Annotated in this window: 19 protein-coding genes; 3 read left to right on the forward strand and 16 right to left on the reverse strand. The window is 71.5% G+C overall.

Annotated elements, in window-relative coordinates; translation table 11 throughout:
* Positions 1-22 precede the first annotated feature (22 nt).
* The 4 genes from CACI_RS00205 to CACI_RS00220 form a co-directional block, all read right to left on the reverse strand.
* Complete coding sequence (locus CACI_RS00205; RefSeq protein WP_012784289.1) at positions 23-658, reverse strand: aminodeoxychorismate/anthranilate synthase component II; 636 nt, start codon at positions 656-658, stop codon at positions 23-25.
* A gap of 29 nt (positions 659-687) precedes the next feature.
* Positions 688-846 (reverse strand): hypothetical protein, encoded by a 159-nt coding sequence (locus CACI_RS50900; RefSeq protein WP_012784290.1) that lies wholly within the window; start codon positions 844-846, stop codon positions 688-690.
* A 61-nt stretch (positions 847-907) separates the two neighbouring features.
* A complete protein-coding gene (locus tag CACI_RS00215) occupies positions 908-1,624 on the reverse strand; it encodes a class E sortase (RefSeq protein ID WP_012784291.1) in 717 nt (238 codons plus the stop codon).
* An 18-nt stretch (positions 1,625-1,642) separates the two neighbouring features.
* Positions 1,643-2,455, reverse strand: a complete 813-nt coding sequence (locus CACI_RS00220; protein ID WP_012784292.1) for a DUF881 domain-containing protein — start codon at positions 2,453-2,455, stop codon at positions 1,643-1,645.
* A gap of 78 nt (positions 2,456-2,533) precedes the next feature.
* On the opposite strand from CACI_RS00220, the gene crgA reads away from it, so the two are divergent.
* On the forward strand, positions 2,534-2,788 hold the full coding sequence (crgA, locus tag CACI_RS00225) for a cell division protein CrgA (RefSeq protein WP_012784293.1): 255 nt from the start codon (positions 2,534-2,536) through the stop codon (positions 2,786-2,788).
* 93 nt (positions 2,789-2,881) lie between these two features.
* On the opposite strand, the gene CACI_RS00230 is transcribed toward crgA, so the two are convergent.
* The gene (locus CACI_RS00230) at positions 2,882-3,922 is read right to left on the reverse strand and encodes a rhomboid family intramembrane serine protease (protein WP_049871408.1); all 1,041 of its coding nucleotides are present in this window, start codon (positions 3,920-3,922) and stop codon (positions 2,882-2,884) included.
* A gap of 139 nt (positions 3,923-4,061) precedes the next feature.
* The gene (locus tag CACI_RS00235) at positions 4,062-4,616 is read right to left on the reverse strand and encodes a peptidylprolyl isomerase (protein ID WP_041539958.1); all 555 of its coding nucleotides are present in this window, start codon (positions 4,614-4,616) and stop codon (positions 4,062-4,064) included.
* Between the two features lie 228 nt (positions 4,617-4,844).
* Between CACI_RS00235 and CACI_RS00240 the strand changes: the two genes are divergently transcribed.
* Entirely contained in the window at positions 4,845-5,480 is a 636-nt protein-coding gene (locus CACI_RS00240; RefSeq protein WP_012784296.1) for a hypothetical protein, read from the forward strand.
* Between the two features lie 242 nt (positions 5,481-5,722).
* Here the strand turns inward: CACI_RS00240 and CACI_RS54010 are convergent, their stop codons facing one another.
* The 7 genes from CACI_RS54010 to ssd all read right to left on the reverse strand — a co-directional run bounded on the left by CACI_RS54010 (position 5,723) and on the right by ssd (position 11,878).
* Positions 5,723-6,625, reverse strand: coding sequence for an Rv3654c family TadE-like protein (locus CACI_RS54010; protein ID WP_012784297.1), 903 nt, complete (start codon positions 6,623-6,625; stop codon positions 5,723-5,725).
* Positions 6,600-6,992, reverse strand: coding sequence for a TadE family type IV pilus minor pilin (locus CACI_RS00250; RefSeq protein WP_012784298.1), 393 nt, complete (start codon positions 6,990-6,992; stop codon positions 6,600-6,602). Before CACI_RS00250 ends, CACI_RS54010 begins: the two co-directional genes overlap by 26 nt.
* Positions 6,992-7,168: a DUF4244 domain-containing protein gene (locus tag CACI_RS47340; RefSeq protein WP_012784299.1), complete on the reverse strand. Its 177-nt coding sequence runs from the start codon at positions 7,166-7,168 to the stop codon at positions 6,992-6,994. The genes CACI_RS00250 and CACI_RS47340 overlap by 1 nt, the downstream gene beginning before the upstream one ends.
* A 15-nt stretch (positions 7,169-7,183) precedes the next feature.
* Positions 7,184-7,708 carry a type II secretion system F family protein gene (locus CACI_RS00255; RefSeq protein ID WP_063643511.1) on the reverse strand — a complete coding sequence of 175 codons (525 nt, stop codon included), beginning with the start codon at positions 7,706-7,708 and terminating at the stop codon, positions 7,184-7,186.
* Between the two features lie 176 nt (positions 7,709-7,884).
* Positions 7,885-8,697: a type II secretion system F family protein gene (locus tag CACI_RS00260; protein ID WP_012784301.1), complete on the reverse strand. Its 813-nt coding sequence runs from the start codon at positions 8,695-8,697 to the stop codon at positions 7,885-7,887.
* On the reverse strand, positions 8,694-10,130 hold the full coding sequence (locus CACI_RS00265; RefSeq protein WP_223297418.1) for a TadA family conjugal transfer-associated ATPase: 1,437 nt from the start codon (positions 10,128-10,130) through the stop codon (positions 8,694-8,696). Before CACI_RS00265 ends, CACI_RS00260 begins: the two co-directional genes overlap by 4 nt.
* 38 nt (positions 10,131-10,168) lie before the next feature.
* Positions 10,169-11,878: a septum site-determining protein Ssd gene (ssd, locus tag CACI_RS44830; RefSeq protein ID WP_012784303.1), complete on the reverse strand. Its 1,710-nt coding sequence runs from the start codon at positions 11,876-11,878 to the stop codon at positions 10,169-10,171.
* A 699-nt stretch (positions 11,879-12,577) separates the two neighbouring features.
* Here ssd and CACI_RS00280 point away from each other — a divergent pair.
* On the forward strand, positions 12,578-13,423 hold the full coding sequence (locus tag CACI_RS00280) for an HAD family hydrolase (protein WP_012784304.1): 846 nt from the start codon (positions 12,578-12,580) through the stop codon (positions 13,421-13,423).
* Between the two features lie 84 nt (positions 13,424-13,507).
* On the opposite strand, the gene CACI_RS00285 is transcribed toward CACI_RS00280, so the two are convergent.
* Genes CACI_RS00285 through CACI_RS00295 form a run of 3 tightly spaced genes read right to left on the reverse strand, consistent with a single transcriptional unit; the run spans position 13,508 to position 16,916 of the window.
* On the reverse strand, positions 13,508-14,518 hold the full coding sequence (locus CACI_RS00285) for a potassium channel family protein (RefSeq protein ID WP_012784305.1): 1,011 nt from the start codon (positions 14,516-14,518) through the stop codon (positions 13,508-13,510).
* Positions 14,519-14,559: 41 nt separating this feature from the next.
* Positions 14,560-15,858: a molybdopterin molybdotransferase MoeA gene (locus tag CACI_RS00290; RefSeq protein ID WP_012784306.1), complete on the reverse strand. Its 1,299-nt coding sequence runs from the start codon at positions 15,856-15,858 to the stop codon at positions 14,560-14,562.
* Entirely contained in the window at positions 15,855-16,916 is a 1,062-nt protein-coding gene (locus CACI_RS00295) for an NTP transferase domain-containing protein (protein ID WP_012784307.1), read from the reverse strand. Before CACI_RS00295 ends, CACI_RS00290 begins: the two co-directional genes overlap by 4 nt.
* Between the last annotated feature and the right edge of the window lie 88 nt (positions 16,917-17,004).

Raw genomic sequence — 17,004 nt, forward strand, 5'->3', positions numbered from 1 at the left:
TTTCAGCGCGTCTCAGTCTGTCTCAATTGGCTGCGCTTAGAACCACCGGAGCGAGTCCGGCGGACCGCTCGACCGCTCCGGCATCGCCGCACACCGTCAGCCAGTTCGCCAGCATCCGGTGGCCGCCCTCCGTGAGGACGGACTCCGGGTGGAACTGCACCGCCTCGACGGGGAGTTCACGGTGGCGGATGCCCATGATGACGCCCGAGTCGGTGCGCGCGGTGACCAGGAGGTCCTGGGGCAGCGTCTCGGGCTCTATGGCCAGCGAGTGGTAGCGCGTGGCCGTGAACGGGTCCGGAAGGCCTTGGAAGACGCCCGCGCCGTCGTGGGTGACCTTGCTGGTCTTGCCGTGCAGCAGTTCCGGGGCCCGGCCGACCACGGCGCCGTGCGCGACGGCGATCGACTGCAGGCCCAGACAGACGCCGAAGACCGGGATCCGGTGCTGCTCGGCGTAGCCGGTCATCGCCACGCAGACGCCGGCTTCCTCGGGCGTTCCGGGTCCGGGCGAGAGCAGGACGCCGTCGTAGTCGTGCGCCGCCTCGACGCCGATCGCGTCGTTGCGCACCACCTCGCACTCCGCGCCGAGCTGGTACAGGTACTGGACGAGGTTGTAGACGAAGCTGTCGTAGTTGTCGACGACGAGGATCCGCGCTGCCATGCCGTGAGCCTACCGGCCGCGGAGAGACGCTATTGCGACACCGTGTTGCCGCTGAACGGCATCAACGGCTCGATCCACGGGAAGACCCAGCCGAACAGGAGCACCACGATCAGGGCGGCGATGGCCAGAGCGATGAGGATCTTCACGGAGACGGGCCCTGGAAGGTGCCGCCACACAAATGCGTACATCGCCTGCTCCTGTTCTCTACAGACTTCTCTATAGAGGTCTCTATGAGGTTTTACCAGAGTCCTATTGGAACTTGGGGGCGTTCACGGTCATCGCCGGCGGCTCGCCGGCCGAGCGTGGCTGCTGGGCGATCAGCTCGCCGGTGACGATCATGCGCTGGGTGGAGGCCCACCACGGGTTGCAGGTCGTCAGCGTGATGAGCTTGCGCGAGGGCGTCGCGCCGGGGTGGTCCGGGACCGGGGCGACGACGCCGAGGTCGGTCGGGTCGACGATGAACGGGTCGCGGTCTTCGCGGTAGGTGTACCAGCTGTCGGCGGTCTCCACGACGATGAGGTCGCCGTCGCGCATCTCGTCGAGGTAGCGGAACGGCTCTCCGTGCGTCTTGCGGTGCCCGGCGACGGCGAAGTTGCCGGTGCGGCCGGGCATCGCGGAGTCCTTGTAGTGGCCGACTCCGCGTCCCAAGAGGTCGAGCGTGGTGCCCTGTAGGACCGGGATCGACTTGTCGCCCAAGCGCGGGATGTGCAGGATCGCGAACGCCGCGCCGGCCGTGCCGTGGCTGTCGGCGGTGTCGAACGCGTTGGCAGCCCGCGGGGCGGCGGCCCGGGCGACCGGCGCGTCCCACAGCTTGTGTAGGTCGGAGACCTCGGACTTCATCGCCTCGTCGGCGACCACGTTGGTGTAGAAGAGCTGGTAGGCGCAGAACAGGAAGAGCACCAGGCCGAGCGTGATCAGGATCTCCCCGACGGATCGGATCGCTGTTCGCGCGCTTTCAGCCCACATTCCGCCAGTTTGTCGGGTTCACGGCGCCACAGAGGCGAACGACACGTCGAGCGGTCCGGTGTAGCCCGGGAGCGTCACTCGATCGCGTGCCTTCACGTCCCACCCGAGCCCGTACGCGCTGACGTATTCCAGATAGGTCTGCACCGCCGGGGCGGCCAGCAGCGAGGAGCGCAGTTTCGCCGTGTCGCCGACCGCGGTGATCACATACGGCGGGGAGTAGACCCGGCCCTGCAACAGCAGGGTGTTCCCGACGCAGCGGACCGCCGAGGTGGGCGCCAGGCGCTGGTCCATCAGCTGGATCCCGGTCGCGCCGCCGGCCCACAGCGCGTTCACCACGGCCTGCACGTCCTGCTGGTGGATGATCAGCCAGTCCGGCTGCGCCGTCGGCGCCCCGGCGGCCGGCTGGGCGTTCGGCGGCGCGTCGTTGAGGGTCACGGCCAGCGCCGAGCCGCTGACCGGGGTCAGGGCCACCGGCGCGGCCAGCGCGTCGACCTGGTCCTGGACCGCCTTGACCCGGGCGTCGGCGCTCTGCCCGCGGGTCAGCGCGTCCTGGTCCGCGCGCTGCCCGGCCACCTGCTCGGTAAGCTGCTGGTTGTGGGTGTTCTGGGCCCGGATCACGTCGGAGAGCTGGGCACCCCGGTCCGGACGGATGTCGCCTTGCCCGTCGGCGGTGTCCCGGGCCGTCAGGAACAGCGCTCCGGCGAGGGCGAACACCAGGACCACCCCGGTGTGCCAGGCCACCCGCGACCGCGGTCGGGGGGCGGGCCCGCCGGCCGGCTCCGGGCCGTCCGCCGATTCGGGTTCGTCCAGCTGATCGCGCCCTGACGCCATGGCGGATACGCTATCGGACGCACCCTGTCGCATGCCCGATCGAGGCCGCACAGCAGCCGAGCAATCCAGGAGTGAACCGTGCCCGAGTCCAAGGTCCGCAAGAAGGCCGCGTACACCCCGCCGCCGGACAAGAAGCAGCCGATCAAGCTGGACACCGGGAACCGGGTGGTGCTGCCGCTGATGGTCGGGTGCTTCGTGCTCGGCCTGTTGTGGATAGTGATCTACTACCTGTCGAACATGACGTACCCGGTGTCGGCGCTGCACGGCTGGAACATGGCCGTCGGCTTCGGTCTGATCATCACCGGCTTCATCGCCTCGATGCGGTGGAAGTAGCGGCGCGTCATCGCCTCCCGGCTCGTCACCGACTGTGTCCGAGCGCTGCCTAACACAACATCCACAGGCTTATCCCCAGTGTGGATAAGTGCCTCAGGCCTGTGGATAACTTGTCGGAACGTCGGTGACGACCCTGGTCGGGCCGGGTGAGTACACGGCGCCGTCGACGGTGCGCGTCCGGTTCGCCGGGTCGTTCAGGTGGGCGGTGTGCACGGCCGTGCCGCCGATCGCCAGGGCCAGGACCAGCGCCATCGTGCCGAAGCCGAGCCAGTTGAGCAGCCGTACCTGCTGCTCGCGTGGCGCCCTGGCCTTGCCGAGCGCGCCGATGAGCTCCGGGGCGAAGGCGTAGACCGCGCCGATCAGCGCCCCGGCCACCACGCCGCCGACATGGTCGCGCCAGTCGATGTTGGTGTTCTGCAGCGGGATCACGATGTTGATCACCAGCACCACGGCGATCATCCCGGGGTCCAGGATCTTGCGCCGCAGCCCGATCACCACCAGGCAGCCGAAGACCGCCGAGATGGCGCCCGAGGCGCCCAGGCTCGCCGGGCTCAGCGGGGTCATGAACCAGTAGGACGTGACCGCCCCGGCCAGGCCGCCGATCAGGTAGACCAGCACGAACCGCAGCCGGCCGAGCATCGCCTCCAGCATCGGGCCGATGAAGAACAGCGAGATCATGTTCGAGGCGATGTGGATCAGGTTCGCGTGCAGGAACATCGAGGTGACCAGGCGGTACCACTCGCCGTTGGCCACGCCTATCGGCTGGCCGTCGACCCAGGTGCCCTTGGCGATCAGCTCCAGCCGCATGTCCAGGGTGTTCACCTGGAACACCCCGCCGCCGGCCGCGCCGACCTGCGAGGTGCCGACGATGTGCTGCAGGCCGAACATCACGAAGTTCAGCGCGATCAGGCTGTAGGTGACGACCGGGACCACCCGGGGGCGCAGCACCGCCCCGAACGGGGACCGCGCCTTGCGCACCTCCTGGTTGCCGCCGCGCACGCACTCCGGGCACTGGAACCCGACCGAGGCCGGGACCATGCACTCCGGGCAGATCCGGCGATCGCAGCGGGTGCAGCGGATCTGCGCCTCGCGGCCCGGATGCCGGTAGCACGCCGGGAGTTCGGTGGCTGGCACGGAGGGGCTGCCTGGGCTGCCTGGCGGCATCGTCACGGTGGTCCTTCTGCTACAGGTCCGGTTTCGATCGGCCGGTTCGAATGTAGAGGAAACGAACACGCGGGGCACGGAGTTTCCTCCGGCCCCGCGCTCACCGCTTTCAGCCCTCGCGGCGCTCGATGGAGATCTTCTCGATCACGACGTCGTTCACCGGCCGGTCCTGCGCACCGGTCCGCACTCCCGCGATCTCGTCCACGACCTTGCGGCTGTCGGCGTCCACGACCTCGCCGAAGATCGTGTGCTTGCCGTTGAGGTGGGTCGGCCGGCGCGGGGTCGGGACGGTGATGAAGAACTGCGAGCCGTTGGTGCCCTTGCCGTTGCGGATCCCGGCGTTGGCCATGGCCAGCAGGTAGTCGCGGTCGTTGAAGGTCTGGTCGGGGTGCGGCTCGTCGTCGAAGACGTAGCCCGGGCCGCCGAAGCCCTGGCCCAGCGGGTCGCCGCCCTGGATCATGAACTGCGGGATGATCCGGTGGAAGATCGTGCCGTCGTACAGCGGCGTGGTTGACGTCACGTTGGTCTCCGGGTGCGTCCACTCCCGGGTCCCCTCCGCCAGACCCACGAAGTTGGCGACGGTCTTCGGAGCGTAGTCCGGAAGCAGCCGCACCACGATGTCGCCGTGGTTCGTCTTGATGGTGGCGTACAGGTTCTCGGCCACAGTCTGTTGCCTTTCGGTTTCTGTCATATGGACGCTCTCCATCCTCGCACGGAAGCACGCGCACTCTCTGAGTAGCCCCAATGGCCCTGCGTGAGGTTGTCCGCCGAAGCCGCCGGGCAGGCACGAAGGCGAGCCGCTTGCCAGGTCGACCCTGCTTCCGGCGGCGCTGCCCGGCGGGGCCGCCGGGCAGCGGCGAACACGATGTGAGGAGAGGCGAGGACGATGAGGATGCCGTTCAGTCACGACGAGCCGGCCAGCCGTGTGGAGCGCGTGCGCTGCGCCGTCCGCGACCGGACGTCCGGCGCCGCCCACACGGTCTCCGGCGCCGCCGGAACCGCCCAATCCGCCGCGGTGACCGCCGCCGGCGTGGCCCAGGGCACCGCCCACCAGGTCGCGGACCGCGCCACCGTCGTCGGCCAGCAGGTCGCCGACCGGGCAACCGTGGTCGCCCACCAGGTGGCGGACCGCACCACAGTGGCCGCCGCGGCCATGGCCGACCGCGCCCGCCCCGTGGCCGCCGAGGCAGCCTCCCGAGGCGGCGCCGCCTGGCAGGTCATCCGCTACGGAGCCCCCCAGCCCTCACCCCTGGCCCGCATGGCCACCGTGATCCCCCTGGCGACAGTGACCACAGCAGCCCGCCGCAGCCGAGCCCCCCTCGCCCTGATGGCCATCGGCGCGGCCTGCGCCGTCGGCATCCTCTGGTGGCGCCGCTCCCGCACCGGCCCGGACAGCGTCTGGATCCTCGACTCCGACAGCGACGTCGAACCCGTGGGCCGCTGGCAGGAACGCGACAACCGAGCCGACGCCGACGACTCCGGCATGGACACCTCCCGCCGCGACTCCCCCGCCAACCGCTGGCCCTGACCGCCCCACCGACGCACACCCGCACCGAAAGGGGCCACGGGATGATAGCCGTCGCGCTGGCCCTGATCGGTCTGGTGGTCATGATCGCCACCGGAGTGGCCGCCTCCAGCACCACCGGCGACCACCTGACCTTCCTCGGCGTAGGAGTCCAGACAACCACCGCCCAGGTCTTCCTCACCGGCGCCATATTCGGCTGGGTCTTCGTCATAGCCCTCTGGCTCCTCCGCCTAGGCATCCACAAGTCAGGGGAGCGCTGCGCCCAACTGGCAGCACGACGCAGCCGACGAGCCAGCCAGTGGCTCGGATTCGGCGACAGCGAGACGAACACCGACGAGTGGAGCGGCTGGGACGACTGGGGCGCGGTGCGGCGAAGGGCGGGGACGGGAAGCGACGGCAGGGGTGGTCAGGCGAGCAGCGATCCCGCTGGCGCGCTTGCCGAAGGGATAAGCCTCGGCGTAAGTGCTCCGCTCGATCCCAACGAGGCTTGGCCCGACGAGACCATGGGTGAGACCGGTGCGGCCGACCAGGTTCGCGGCACGCGGCGCGGTAGCCTGTGGCTTCGCGCGGCTGCTCCGCTCGACCTCGACGGTGCGCTCTCCGACGGGATCATGGGTCCGGCTGGTCATGGCTGCGGTTCGCAGGCTGCCTCCAGTGGCTTCACCAAGGCGAGTCCGTTCGATCCCGGCGATGCGCTCTCCAACGGGATCGCTCAAGGCTGCGGCTCGCAGACCCATGGCGGCTTCGGCGAGGCGGGTGCCCTCAGCCCTGAGGGCGTTCTGCCCGGCGGTGGTTTCTCCGGTGGGGTCGTCGGCGGGGCCGGCGCGGCTGGTTACGGTCGCGGCGCCCCATGGCGTGTTGATGGCGGTGGTGACCAGGCAGGTTGGGCCGTTGCAGGTGCAGTGGAGCAGGCGGGTGTGGTGGGCGGTGGTTACTCGGCGGGCCCAGTCGCAGGGGATTTGGCCGGGGGTGGCGTGGGTGGCGGCGCTGAGGGCGGCGAGGTCGGCGGCGGATCCGGCTCGGTGGCGGGCGAGGATCGCGGTGCCGAGGGCGAGGATCGCGCCGGTGAGGGTTGTCAGTAGGCCGGTCAGGAGTGCGGCGTAGATCGTGGCTGAGCCGCGGTCACGGGCGGGGTTCGGCGGCGGCATGGGGTTCCTCACCTCCTTCCAGGGTTGCTTCGTCGGCTTCGTAGGCCTCGGCGTGCACGGTGAACGCCCGCAGTAGCGGCATGGCGGCTACCGGGGCGGCGACCGAGACGTGGATCAGGCCGTTCTCAGTAGTGATGTGGATCGAGGAGCCCGGTGCTGCTTGGGTTACGGCGCCTTGGATCTGTGCCGCGGGTTCGCCGCGTGCGGCGGCTCGGGCGCCGAGGCGTGCGGCGTCGACGCAGCGGATCTGTGTTGCCAGGCCGGTCAGGATCCCGGCGAGCGCCACGGTGAACAGGACCAGGCTCGGGATGGCCAGCGCCGCCTCGACCGTGGCGTAGCCGGCGTCCCGGGGTCTTCGGCGCCGCATCAGAAGGCCGTGTTCAGGGCTTTGCGCAGGACTCCGGAGAGGGCTTCCTGCACCATCGGGCTCGTGATCACCTTGTAGAGGATCACTGCGAAGGCGCAGGCGGCGAGGGTCCCGAGCGTGTACTCCACGGTCGACATGCCGTCGTCGCGGCGCAGTCTTCTTCTGGCGCGTTCCATGGTTCTTCCTTCCGGTCAGAGCAGGTGGTGGGCCAGGCCCAGGACGATCGGCGTGACCCCGATCAGCACGAAGGCGGGCAGGAAGCAGCCGGCCAGCGGTGCCACGCCGCGGACCCCGGCACGGCGCGCGGCGGCGGTGCTCGCGGCATGCCGCTCCTTGCGCAGATCCGTTGCGCAGGCACGGATCGAGGCGACCGGCGGGGCACCGGACAGTCCGGCGCGGCCGATGGCTTCGGCGACCGGGCGCAGGCCGGGTTCGGCGGCGACCACGCGCCAGGTGGTGATCGGGTTGCCGCCAAGTCGCAGCAGGTGCGCGACCTCCTGGAAGCGGTCTGCCATCTCGGCTGCGGCCCGTTCGCCGAGCGTGCCCAGCCGCCCCGGCGGTCGCAGGCAGTACGCCACCACTTCGGCGGCGCGCAGTGGATCGGCGCCGGAAGCCAGACACGCGGCGAGCAGATCCGCGGCGACGGGGGATATGCGCGCCGTCGCCTCGCTGTGCTGCCTCTGGTGGCGGGCCGTGCTCCAGGGATTGTTTCTCAAACGTTTGAGAAACGCCGACCACGGTCGCGAGCGTGTGTGGTCTGCAGTCGTGTTTCGCGTTGCCAGAAAAGCCAATCGGCGTGCGGGGTGTCCCTGCTGCCGGGGCGGCCAGCACAGCACCGACAAGCCCGCGGACACTCCAGCCACGACTCCGGTGAACGCGACACCGAGGACGCTCATGACAGCGCCTCCGCCGACCGCGCGATCCGATCCATCCACATCACGCCGCCGAGCACGAACGCGATTCCCAGCACCAGACATGTCTCGCCGACGCCGGTGTGCAGCAGCATCGGAATCGGCGAGAGTCCCATGCCGGAACCGATGATCAACCCCACCACCGGCAGCATCGCCAGCAACCGCGCCGAGGTACGGATCCCGGCGAGCTCGGCGTCCAACTCCCGGCGCTGGGCCCGCTCGGCCCGCAGTCCGTCGGACAGTTCCCCGATCGCCGCGGTCATCCCCGCGCCGCCCTCAGCGACCTGCCAACACGCAGCCAGCGCGGCGAGCGCTTCACGGCCAGGCGTCCCGGCAGCCGTACGCAGCACGGTCACCACGTCGTCCCCGGTACCGAGCGGTCCGACCAAGTGCACCGCCAGATCCGGGCACGCGCCGACGGCAGCGTCGCGCAAAGCCTCGCGCGCCTCCCGTCCGGCATGCAGCTCCGAACAGATGGTGACGCAGAGCTCGATGATCTCGGTCTGCCTGCGCTCGACAGCCAATCGCGCGGTATGCGCCGTCCAAGCCCGATACGCCCGCCACGCGCCGAACGGCACCAGAAAGGCCAGCACCATCGACCGGGCCAACAGAGCACTCAGCACGCCCAACGCGATCGCCGACAACACCGTCGGCCACGCGCCAGCCATCCGCAGCCGCCATTTCGGGCCGCGAGGAGCGCCGAGCACCGCGGTCTCCAGGCGTCGGCGCGCGCCCGGACCAGGGAAGGCCAGCACTGCCGAAGCGGCCAGCAGCCCGGCCAATGCGGAGTTCATCGGTGGCCTCCTCGACGCGTTGGTGAAGGGCCGTAGTCCGCGACGAAGGGCTCGTCGACGTGACTGTCGCCACCGTTTGCCGCGTTCTTGAGGACCGGCAGCAGACGATCGGCGACGGCCAGCGCTTCCTCCCAACCAGCCAACTTCTCCAGATCGTCGACGGGAAGCCGAGGCGGCGGCGGCTTCGCTTTCGGGGCTTCGTCGGTGCTCTCCCGGACCTCGAAGCCCAACAGGAAGCTGAGACGGTCCGAACCGGGACCATAGGTCGCCTTGCCCGTGTCATCGAAGTCCACGGCGGGCAGGACCTCGGTCTCCCCGAACCCGCGGTCGATGACGCCGATCGAGGCGAGCCGCCGTTTCCCCTTATCTCGCACCAGATGGACGACCACCTGCACCGCGGAGTTCAGCTGTGCATGCAGCGCGCTGCGCTCCATCCCGGCCGGGGCGGCGAGGGCTTCGACGCGGGCCACGACGTCCTCGACCCCGTTGGCGTGCATCGTCGCCGCGCATCCGTCGTGCCCGGTGTTCATAGCTGCCAGGAGTTCCAACACCTCGGGCCCGCGCACCTCGCCGACCACCACCCGGTCCGGCCGCATCCGCAGCGCCTGCCGTACCAGCGTCCGCAGGTTCACCGCGCCGCGGTTCTCCTGATTGGCGATCCGGCATTGCAGCCGCGCCACATGGGGATGGTCGACGACCACCTCGGTGCATTCCTCGGTGATGACGATCCGCTCGTCGCCCGGCACCAGACCGAGCAGCGCGCCGAGCAGCGTCGTCTTGCCGCTGCCGGTCCCGCCGGTGACCAGATAGGACACCTTCTCTGAGGCGACGGCTCGCAGCAGGCGCGCGCCGTGCTCGGTGGTCAGTCCGCCGGCGGTGAGCTGGTCCACGGTGAACGCCCGCCGTGGTGGGACGCGCAGGGAGATCAGCGTTCCCCGCGCGGCGATCGGAGGCAGCACCGCGTGCAGCCGCGCGCCGTCGGGCAGGATCCCGTCGACGCACGGCGCCGCGTCGTCGAGCCGGCGTCCGGCGTGGGCGGCCAGCCGCTGCGCGAGCCGCCGCACCGCCGCCTCGTCCGGAAAGCGCACGTCGGCGCGGCTCAACGTCCCGGCGCGTTCGATCCACACCGAGTCCGGCGCGTTGACCAGGACGTCGGTGACCTCCGGATCGGCCAGATAGCGGTCCAGCACGCCGGCGCCGGTGAGTTCGGAGCGGACCTGGTACGCCGCAGCGCGCAGATCGCGGCCGTCGAGCATGCAGCCCTCGGCCCGCAGCGCGGCGAGGATCGCCTGCATGTCGACCCGGACCGGCGGGGTCGCCAGCCGGGTCCGGACCCGATCCACGAGTGCTGCGTTGAGCCGCAGCCGCTCCGCTCCCGGCAGCGGGACCGGAGACAGCGGGGAGGGCGACGACATCGGGGAGGGCGACGACATGGGAGAGGGCATGGACATCGGCGACGACGAGAGCGCGTTCATGCTGCCGCCCGGGACTCGGAGCGCCGTCCCGACGCCACGCCGAACAGGTCGTCCAGGAAGGTCCGGCAGAACGCGGACACCGTGCCCCGGGCGCTGGATCCCGGCGGTTCGCCGTGCTCGGCGGCGGCCGAGAGCCGGCGGTCGGCGCCGATCACCCCGGCCAGCGGCAGCCCGCCCATGACATCCGTTATGTCGAGCGGTTCCAGCCCGCCGGGCGCCGGCAGCCGCACCACGACCCGCAGGTCCGGCGAGACCAGCCGGACCGCCGCGGCCAGCTGCGAGGCCGCCGCTGAGGCCCGGACCTCGGCCGGGACCAGCATGAGCGTCACGTTCGCCAACGCCAGCGCCTCGGTCGCCGCCTCGTCGAGGGACCGCGGCAGGTCCACCACGACCAGATCGCCGGCCTGGGCCAAGGCGGTGAGCACGGCGCGCACCGGCTCGGCGGCGACCGCCGGCAGCGGTAGGTCGGCGCGGGTGTGCGGGTAGGTGAGAATCGGCAGACCGTGCTGCGGCCGGGCTGTCGCCCGCGCCGCGTCGGCGACCCGGTCGCGATCCCGGGAGCCGTCGTCGACTTCCGTCGATACCTCTGAATCAGAGTTTTCCAGCGCGATCAGGCGGGTCCGGGAAAGTGATTCCGCTGATGAGCCGTCAGCATTGAACCGGCCTCCGCCGGTCCGCGGTCCGACGGTTTCCTGCCGTCGCGACGAACCGCCGCCAGACCACAGATCCTCGGCGATGTCCGGAGATCCCGCGCCGTACAAGGGATTCGCGGATCCGGCGGCAATGTCGCCGCCGGAGGGTGCGGAGTCCTGGGGGAGCCACGGGTCCGCCTTTCCCGGATCGGCCGGCGCGCCGCTGTCGTACCAGGGGTCCTCAGCGACCGTGGGCCGGGCGCCGAGCCAACCGGGTCCGTCGTCCTCGCCGGGCCGGGCCCGTGGCCAGGCCAGGACCGGGAGCCGGTCCGCACCCTCTTCGGCCAGGCCGAGGCCGGCGGCCAGGCCGTGCCGGGAGTGCGCGGCGTAAGTCGGCAGCGCGTCCCGCAGCGAGCGGCCGGACAGCCGCCCGTCGCGCCACTGCGCCAGCTCCGACCAGCGCGGTCCCGGCTCGGTCTCCAACCCGAAGAGCAGGTCGATGCCGCCGCCGGCGGGGTCCAGATCCACCAGGGTGCTGCGCAGGCCGCGGCGCACCCCGGCCAGGGCCAGCGCGGCGGCCAGGGTCGAGCCGCCGGCGCCGCCGCGCCCGGACAGGACCGCGACCACCGCTCCGGGCTCCTCGCGCGGGCTGTCGGCCTCGGCGAGCATGCCGGCCAGCCAGCGTTCGCAGTCGGGCAGGATCAGCACGTGCGCGGCGCCCACGGCGCTCCCGCGCTGCCAGACCGAGGCGTCGTCCAGGTCGCGGCCGATCAGCGCCACGTCGGGCCGGTGCGGCAGTCCGGCGCGCGCCACCTCGCCGGTCTGGTCCACGCCGATCAGCACCAGCGGCGCGGCCGACCAGCGATGGCGCGCGGCGCTGGGACCGGGCACGATCTCGATCCGCACCCCGGCCTCGGCGGCGACCCGCAGCAGCGCGTCGGCCAGCGCCGGATCGGCGGTCACGGCCAGCGGGGCGGCGGCCGGCGCCGGTCCGCGGCCCGGCGGCGGAGCGGGGTCCGGCCTGCGGGGGCGGCCCGGCCGACCGGGGACGGGATGCTGCGTGAGGTCTCGCATGGCGGCTCCCTGGGATCGGGGCCCGCCTTCGGTCGGCGGGGCACGGACCCACGGTCGCCGAGGAATCGCAGAGTGCGCCAGGAGGAGTGGAAGCACTTGTGGATAAACCGGGGTTGGGGATAACGGCTATCCCCCGTTTGGCCGAGTGGCTACGCGGTTATTGGATGCGGCGTCTTAGTTCGTGCGCGAACTTATAGATTTCTCAGGCAGCGAAAAACCAGACCACGAAATATCCGAACGTCGGTTGTCGGAACTGTGCCGCGGCGCGGGTGGTTCTGTGAGGGAACTGTGAGAGAACCGCGCCCGAAACGGCGGCGGAGGTGCGCGGGGAGCGGCTGCTCGGCGGTGCGGCGAACCGGCAGTCCTCACGATCCGGGGGCGCGCTGACCGGACCGCCCGGAGGCGGGCGGGGCGCCGAAGTGGGAAAAGTGAAGACCCCCGCCGGGGGGGAGAGCGGGGGTCTTCTCCACGACCAGGCTCGGGGGGGAGGAGCCGGGCCGTGGTAGCACGGTCGCGAACGATCCGTGACTTCCATGGTGTACCCGAGGCTCGCAGAATGCAAACCCTGCCCTCATCCATTACGCCGAATGACTGAAGAGGTGCCCTGGACCGGGCGCAACTGCGCTTCAAAGCCGTCACTGAGGGCGCAACTCAAGCGGTCCCGGCGTAGGACCTACCAACGACGCTATCCTCGATTGTGTGGATGAGCATGCGGACGCACGTGCGGATGGCGCGGGCCGTCCGGCGGCCTTCTTCGACCTGGACAAGACGATCATCGCCAAGTCCTCGACCCTGGCCTTCGGCCGGTCGTTCTACAACGGCGGCCTGATCAACCGGCGCACCGTGCTGCGGACGGCGTACGCGCAGTTCGTGTACCTGGCGGGCGGTGCGGACCACGACCAGATGGAGCGGATGCGGCAGTTCCTGTCGGCCATGGCCACCGGCTGGGACGTCGAACAGGTCAAGGAGATAGTCGCCGAGACCCTGCACGACCTGATCGACCCGTTGATCTACTCCGAGGCCGCGGCGCTGATCGCCGAGCACAAGGCCGCGGGGCGCGACGTGGTGATCGTCTCCACCTCCGGCTCGGAGGTGGTCGAGCCGATCGCCGAGATGCTCGGCGCGGACCTGGCGATCGGCACGCGGATGGCGGTCGGCGAGGACGGCAAGTACAGCGGCGAGATCGAGTTCTACGCCTACGCCGAGAACAAGGCGAAGGCGATCGTGGAGCTGGCCGCCGAGCGCGGCTACGACCTGACCCGGTCCTTCGCCTACAGCGACTCGGCGACGGACGTCCCGATGCTGGAGTCCGTCGGCCACCCGTACGCCGTCAACCCCGACCGCACCCTGCGCAAGGAGGCCACGGCCCGCGAGTGGCCGATCCTGGTCTTCGACAAGCCGGTGGCGCTGCGCTCCCGGGTCGGCGAGCTGGCCGCCAAGCCCGCGGTGTCCGGGACGGCCCTCGGGCTCGCCCTGGCCACGGCCGGGACGATCTGGTGGCTGGGGACCCGAGGGCGGCGCCGGCGCGGCTCAGGCCTCCTCTGAGCGCGTCAGACCCCTGTCACAGGCTGACCCCCGCTGCCGACCGGCGGGGGTCAGCCTGATCAGCCCGGTGCCCTAACGCCTTCCCTAACGCCGTCCCGGGTCGGTGCGCCGGTTGTGCACCGAGCGCACCACCACCAGCCGGTCGGTCAGCTGGATCGTGCCGATCGCCACGTCGTCGAAGCGCATGGTCCGCGACCCGCGGATCACCGCCAGGACCGGCTCCTTCAGCGCCCTGGGGTCCTTGTCGACATCTCCGGTGTCGGCGGGCCGCTCCAGCAGCTCCAGACCCTCGCCGTGGGACAGCAGGTCGTGCACGACCTGGCTGACCTTCGGGCTGATGGTGGCCATGCCCAACAGCTGCCCGGCGGTGTCGGAGCTGGTGACCACTGAGGAGGCGCCGCTCTCGCGCAGCAGCGGCGCGTTCTCGGCCTCGCGGACCGAGGCGACCACCGTGGCGCGGCGGGTGAGACGGCGCACCGTGAGCGTGGTCAGCACCGCCGTGTCGTCGCGCTCGGCGCTGATCACTACATGCCGGGCCTTGCTGATCTCGGCGCGCTCGAGCACCTCGCTGCGGCTGCCGTCGCCGACGATGCCGACCAGACCGCGCCGGTTGGCCTCGGCGATCCGCGCCGGATCGGTGTCAACGACCACGATCGACTCCGGCGTGGTGCCGTGCTTGAGCAGGGTCTGCACCGCCGAGCTGCCCTTGGTGCCGTACCCGACCACGACCGTGTGATCCCGCACCTTCGACCTCCACCTCTCCTGCCGCCATTCGTTGCGGGTGCGCTCGGTGAGCACTTCCAGGGTGGTGCCGACCAACACCAGCAGGAACAGCACGCGCAGCGGCGTCACGAACAGGGTGCTGATCAGCCGGGCCGAGTCGCTGACCGGCACCACGTCGCCGTAGCCGGTCGTCGACAGGGTCACCGTGGCGTAGTAGAAGCTGGTGAGCCAGCCGATCGGCTTGCCGGAGGAGTCGCGGTAGCCGTCCCGTCCCAGGTAGACGATGACCGCTGAGAGCACCAGGATGCCCAGCGCCAGCAGCACCCGCTTGAGGACCGCCCGCAGCGGGCCCGGGACCGCGCGCGGCAGCACGATCGTGGGGCGGAACGGGGCTGCGTACGTGGTGTGCTCGCTCAGACCGTCAGCACCTCCACCCGCTGCCCGGCGCCGAGGGCGACCACCCCTCCTCCCGGAGGTACGACGGCCAGTCCGTCGGCCAGCGCCAGTCCGCGCAGCATCGCCGGGCCGGTGAACCGCAGGGGGACCGCGGAGGCTTCGGTGACGGAGACGGGCACGAGTCGAGTGTCGGTCGGATGGGTGGGGACGGCATCCCCGAGCGGCAGGAAGTGTGACGTGTCCGCGAGTCCTGCCAGCCGGCGCAGCAGCGGCCGCACGACAGTGACGAAGCCGGCGACGGCGGCCAGCGGGTTGCCGGGGAGGCCGGCGACGAACCGGCGGTGCTGCCGGGTGCCGCCGTACTGCGCGAGCAGCATCGGGTGCCCCGGCCGCACCGAGACGCCGTCGATGAGCAGCCGCGCGCCGAGCTCGGCGAGCACCCGGTGCACGTGGTCCACCGGCCCGCGCGCCGTCCCGCCGGTGGTGATCACCAGGTCGGCCGGGGAGGAGGCGACGACCGCGAGCAGCTCCCGGGGATCGTCGGCGACCCGGCTCACGGTCACCTCGACCCCGAGCGCGTCGAGCCAGGCGGTGAACATCGGCCCGAGCGCGTCGCGGATCCGGGCGCCGTCCGGCAGCCCCGACCCGGCCAGCTCGTCGCCTATGACGACCAGCGCGACCCGGGGACGCTCGTGGACCGGCAGGTCGTCGTAGCCCGCGGCGGCGGCCAGTCCCAGGACCGCGGGGGTCACGCGGGTCCCGGCGGACAGCAGCGTCTCGCCGCGGCGCGACTCCTGGCCCTGCGGCCGGATGTCTGCTCCTATCGGCAGTCCCAGCTCGGCGCCGCGCGGGGTGCGGGTGGCGGTGGTGCCGCTCGTGACGGCGGCGTAAAAACGCTGCGGTGCGGCGGCAGTCGTGGCCGCGGCCGAAGCGCCGTGGTTGGGGCCGTCCTGGTCGTCGCCTTTCTCGCCGACGTGGAGTCGGCTGTGGGCGTCGACGTATCCCCGTTCGCGCCGCAGGACCGCCTCCGCCCCGGAGGGCATCCGAGCACCGGTGGCGATCTCCACCGCCTCGCCGTCGCCGAGCCGCGTCGCCTCCTGGCCGGCCAGCACCCGGCCGGTGACCCGCCAAGGTCCCGGACCGGCCACCGCCCAGCCGTCCATCGCAGAGGTCGCGAACGGCGGCAGGTCCACCAGCGCGGACAGCGACTCGGCGAGGACCGTCCCGCGGGCTTGGGCGAGCGGGACCCGGGTGACCGGCAGGGGGATCGCCGCAGCGCCGGCGATCTTGCGGGCCTCGGCCCAGGACGTGCTCACTGTCCGCCGGATCCCGCTGCGTCGGCCGCCCGGTCGCCACTGGTGCCGCTGCTGCTCTTGGCGCTGGCCGCAGCGCCGGTAGTAGCGTCCCGCACGGCTGTCGGGCTGGCAGCCACCGAGCCGCCGACCGTCCCACTCGCCGCGCCGCCGTGACCGGTACCGGCCGGGCCGTCGGCAGCCGGGTCCCAGGCCTGAGCCAGGGCACTGAGCTTCGCGATCGGCCCGTCGAGCGCGCCGCGCCCGCCGCCGGCCGAGCTGCGCAGCCCGACCGCGTAGCCGGCCAGGAACGTGGTCAGCGGCGCCGCCGGTCGCAGCACGTTGTGGGCGGCGACCCCGGCCAGGCCGAGGATCGCGTCCAGATCGGACTCGGCGAGTTCGTGCCCGGTCAGCCCGAGTTCGGCGGCGGCGGCGGCGCACCAGTCGGCGAGCAGCTTCTTGTCGTCCATATCCCCCATCTTCGCCTTCGCGGCGGGTCGTGTCGCGATCAGCGCGCGGGCGGCGTGAACGGCCTCCCACGTGTCGCAGTCCGCGGTCACACCCCGCGTGTCCGGGATCCGGGTCGCGTCCAGCCCTTCGACGACGGAGAACAGGCGCGCGCCCCGGAGTTCGGGTAGCGCGTCCAATGCTGCCGCGAGCGTGTTACGCCGGTATATCGCGGCAAGTGGTTGGTCCTTGCCCCGCTCGTCGGTGAAGAACACTGCGTCGGCGGTCAGCGAGCGCCGCAGAACCGTGACGGCCTCCTCATCGAGCAACGGCATGTCGGCGGCGAAGACCGCGACCAGCTCGGCCGAGCCGACCGTCATCCCCGCGGCCAAAGCCGGTACCGGACCGCCGCCGGGAGGGAACTCGCGGGTGAACACGACCTGCCTGGCCACCGGCCTGGGCGGGCCCACGACCGCCACCGACGCGGCGCCCTCGCAGGCCGCCAGCACCCGGTCGAGCAGGCTGACCCCGCCGATCTCGAGGGCGGGTTTGTCCGTCCCGCCGAGCCGGCGCGCGCCGCCGCCGGCCAGGACGATCACGTCGAAGGGTTCGCCGGGTCCGCTCAGACGGTCCATGACGCCACCCTAACCCGGTGTGGCCTTCCAGTAGAACGTGTTCTAATCTGACGAGTGCTCAGATCGCCGGCGGGGCCGCCGCGCACGG

The organism is Catenulispora acidiphila DSM 44928, from assembly GCF_000024025.1.
GTDB lineage: Bacteria > Actinomycetota > Actinomycetes > Streptomycetales > Catenulisporaceae > Catenulispora > Catenulispora acidiphila.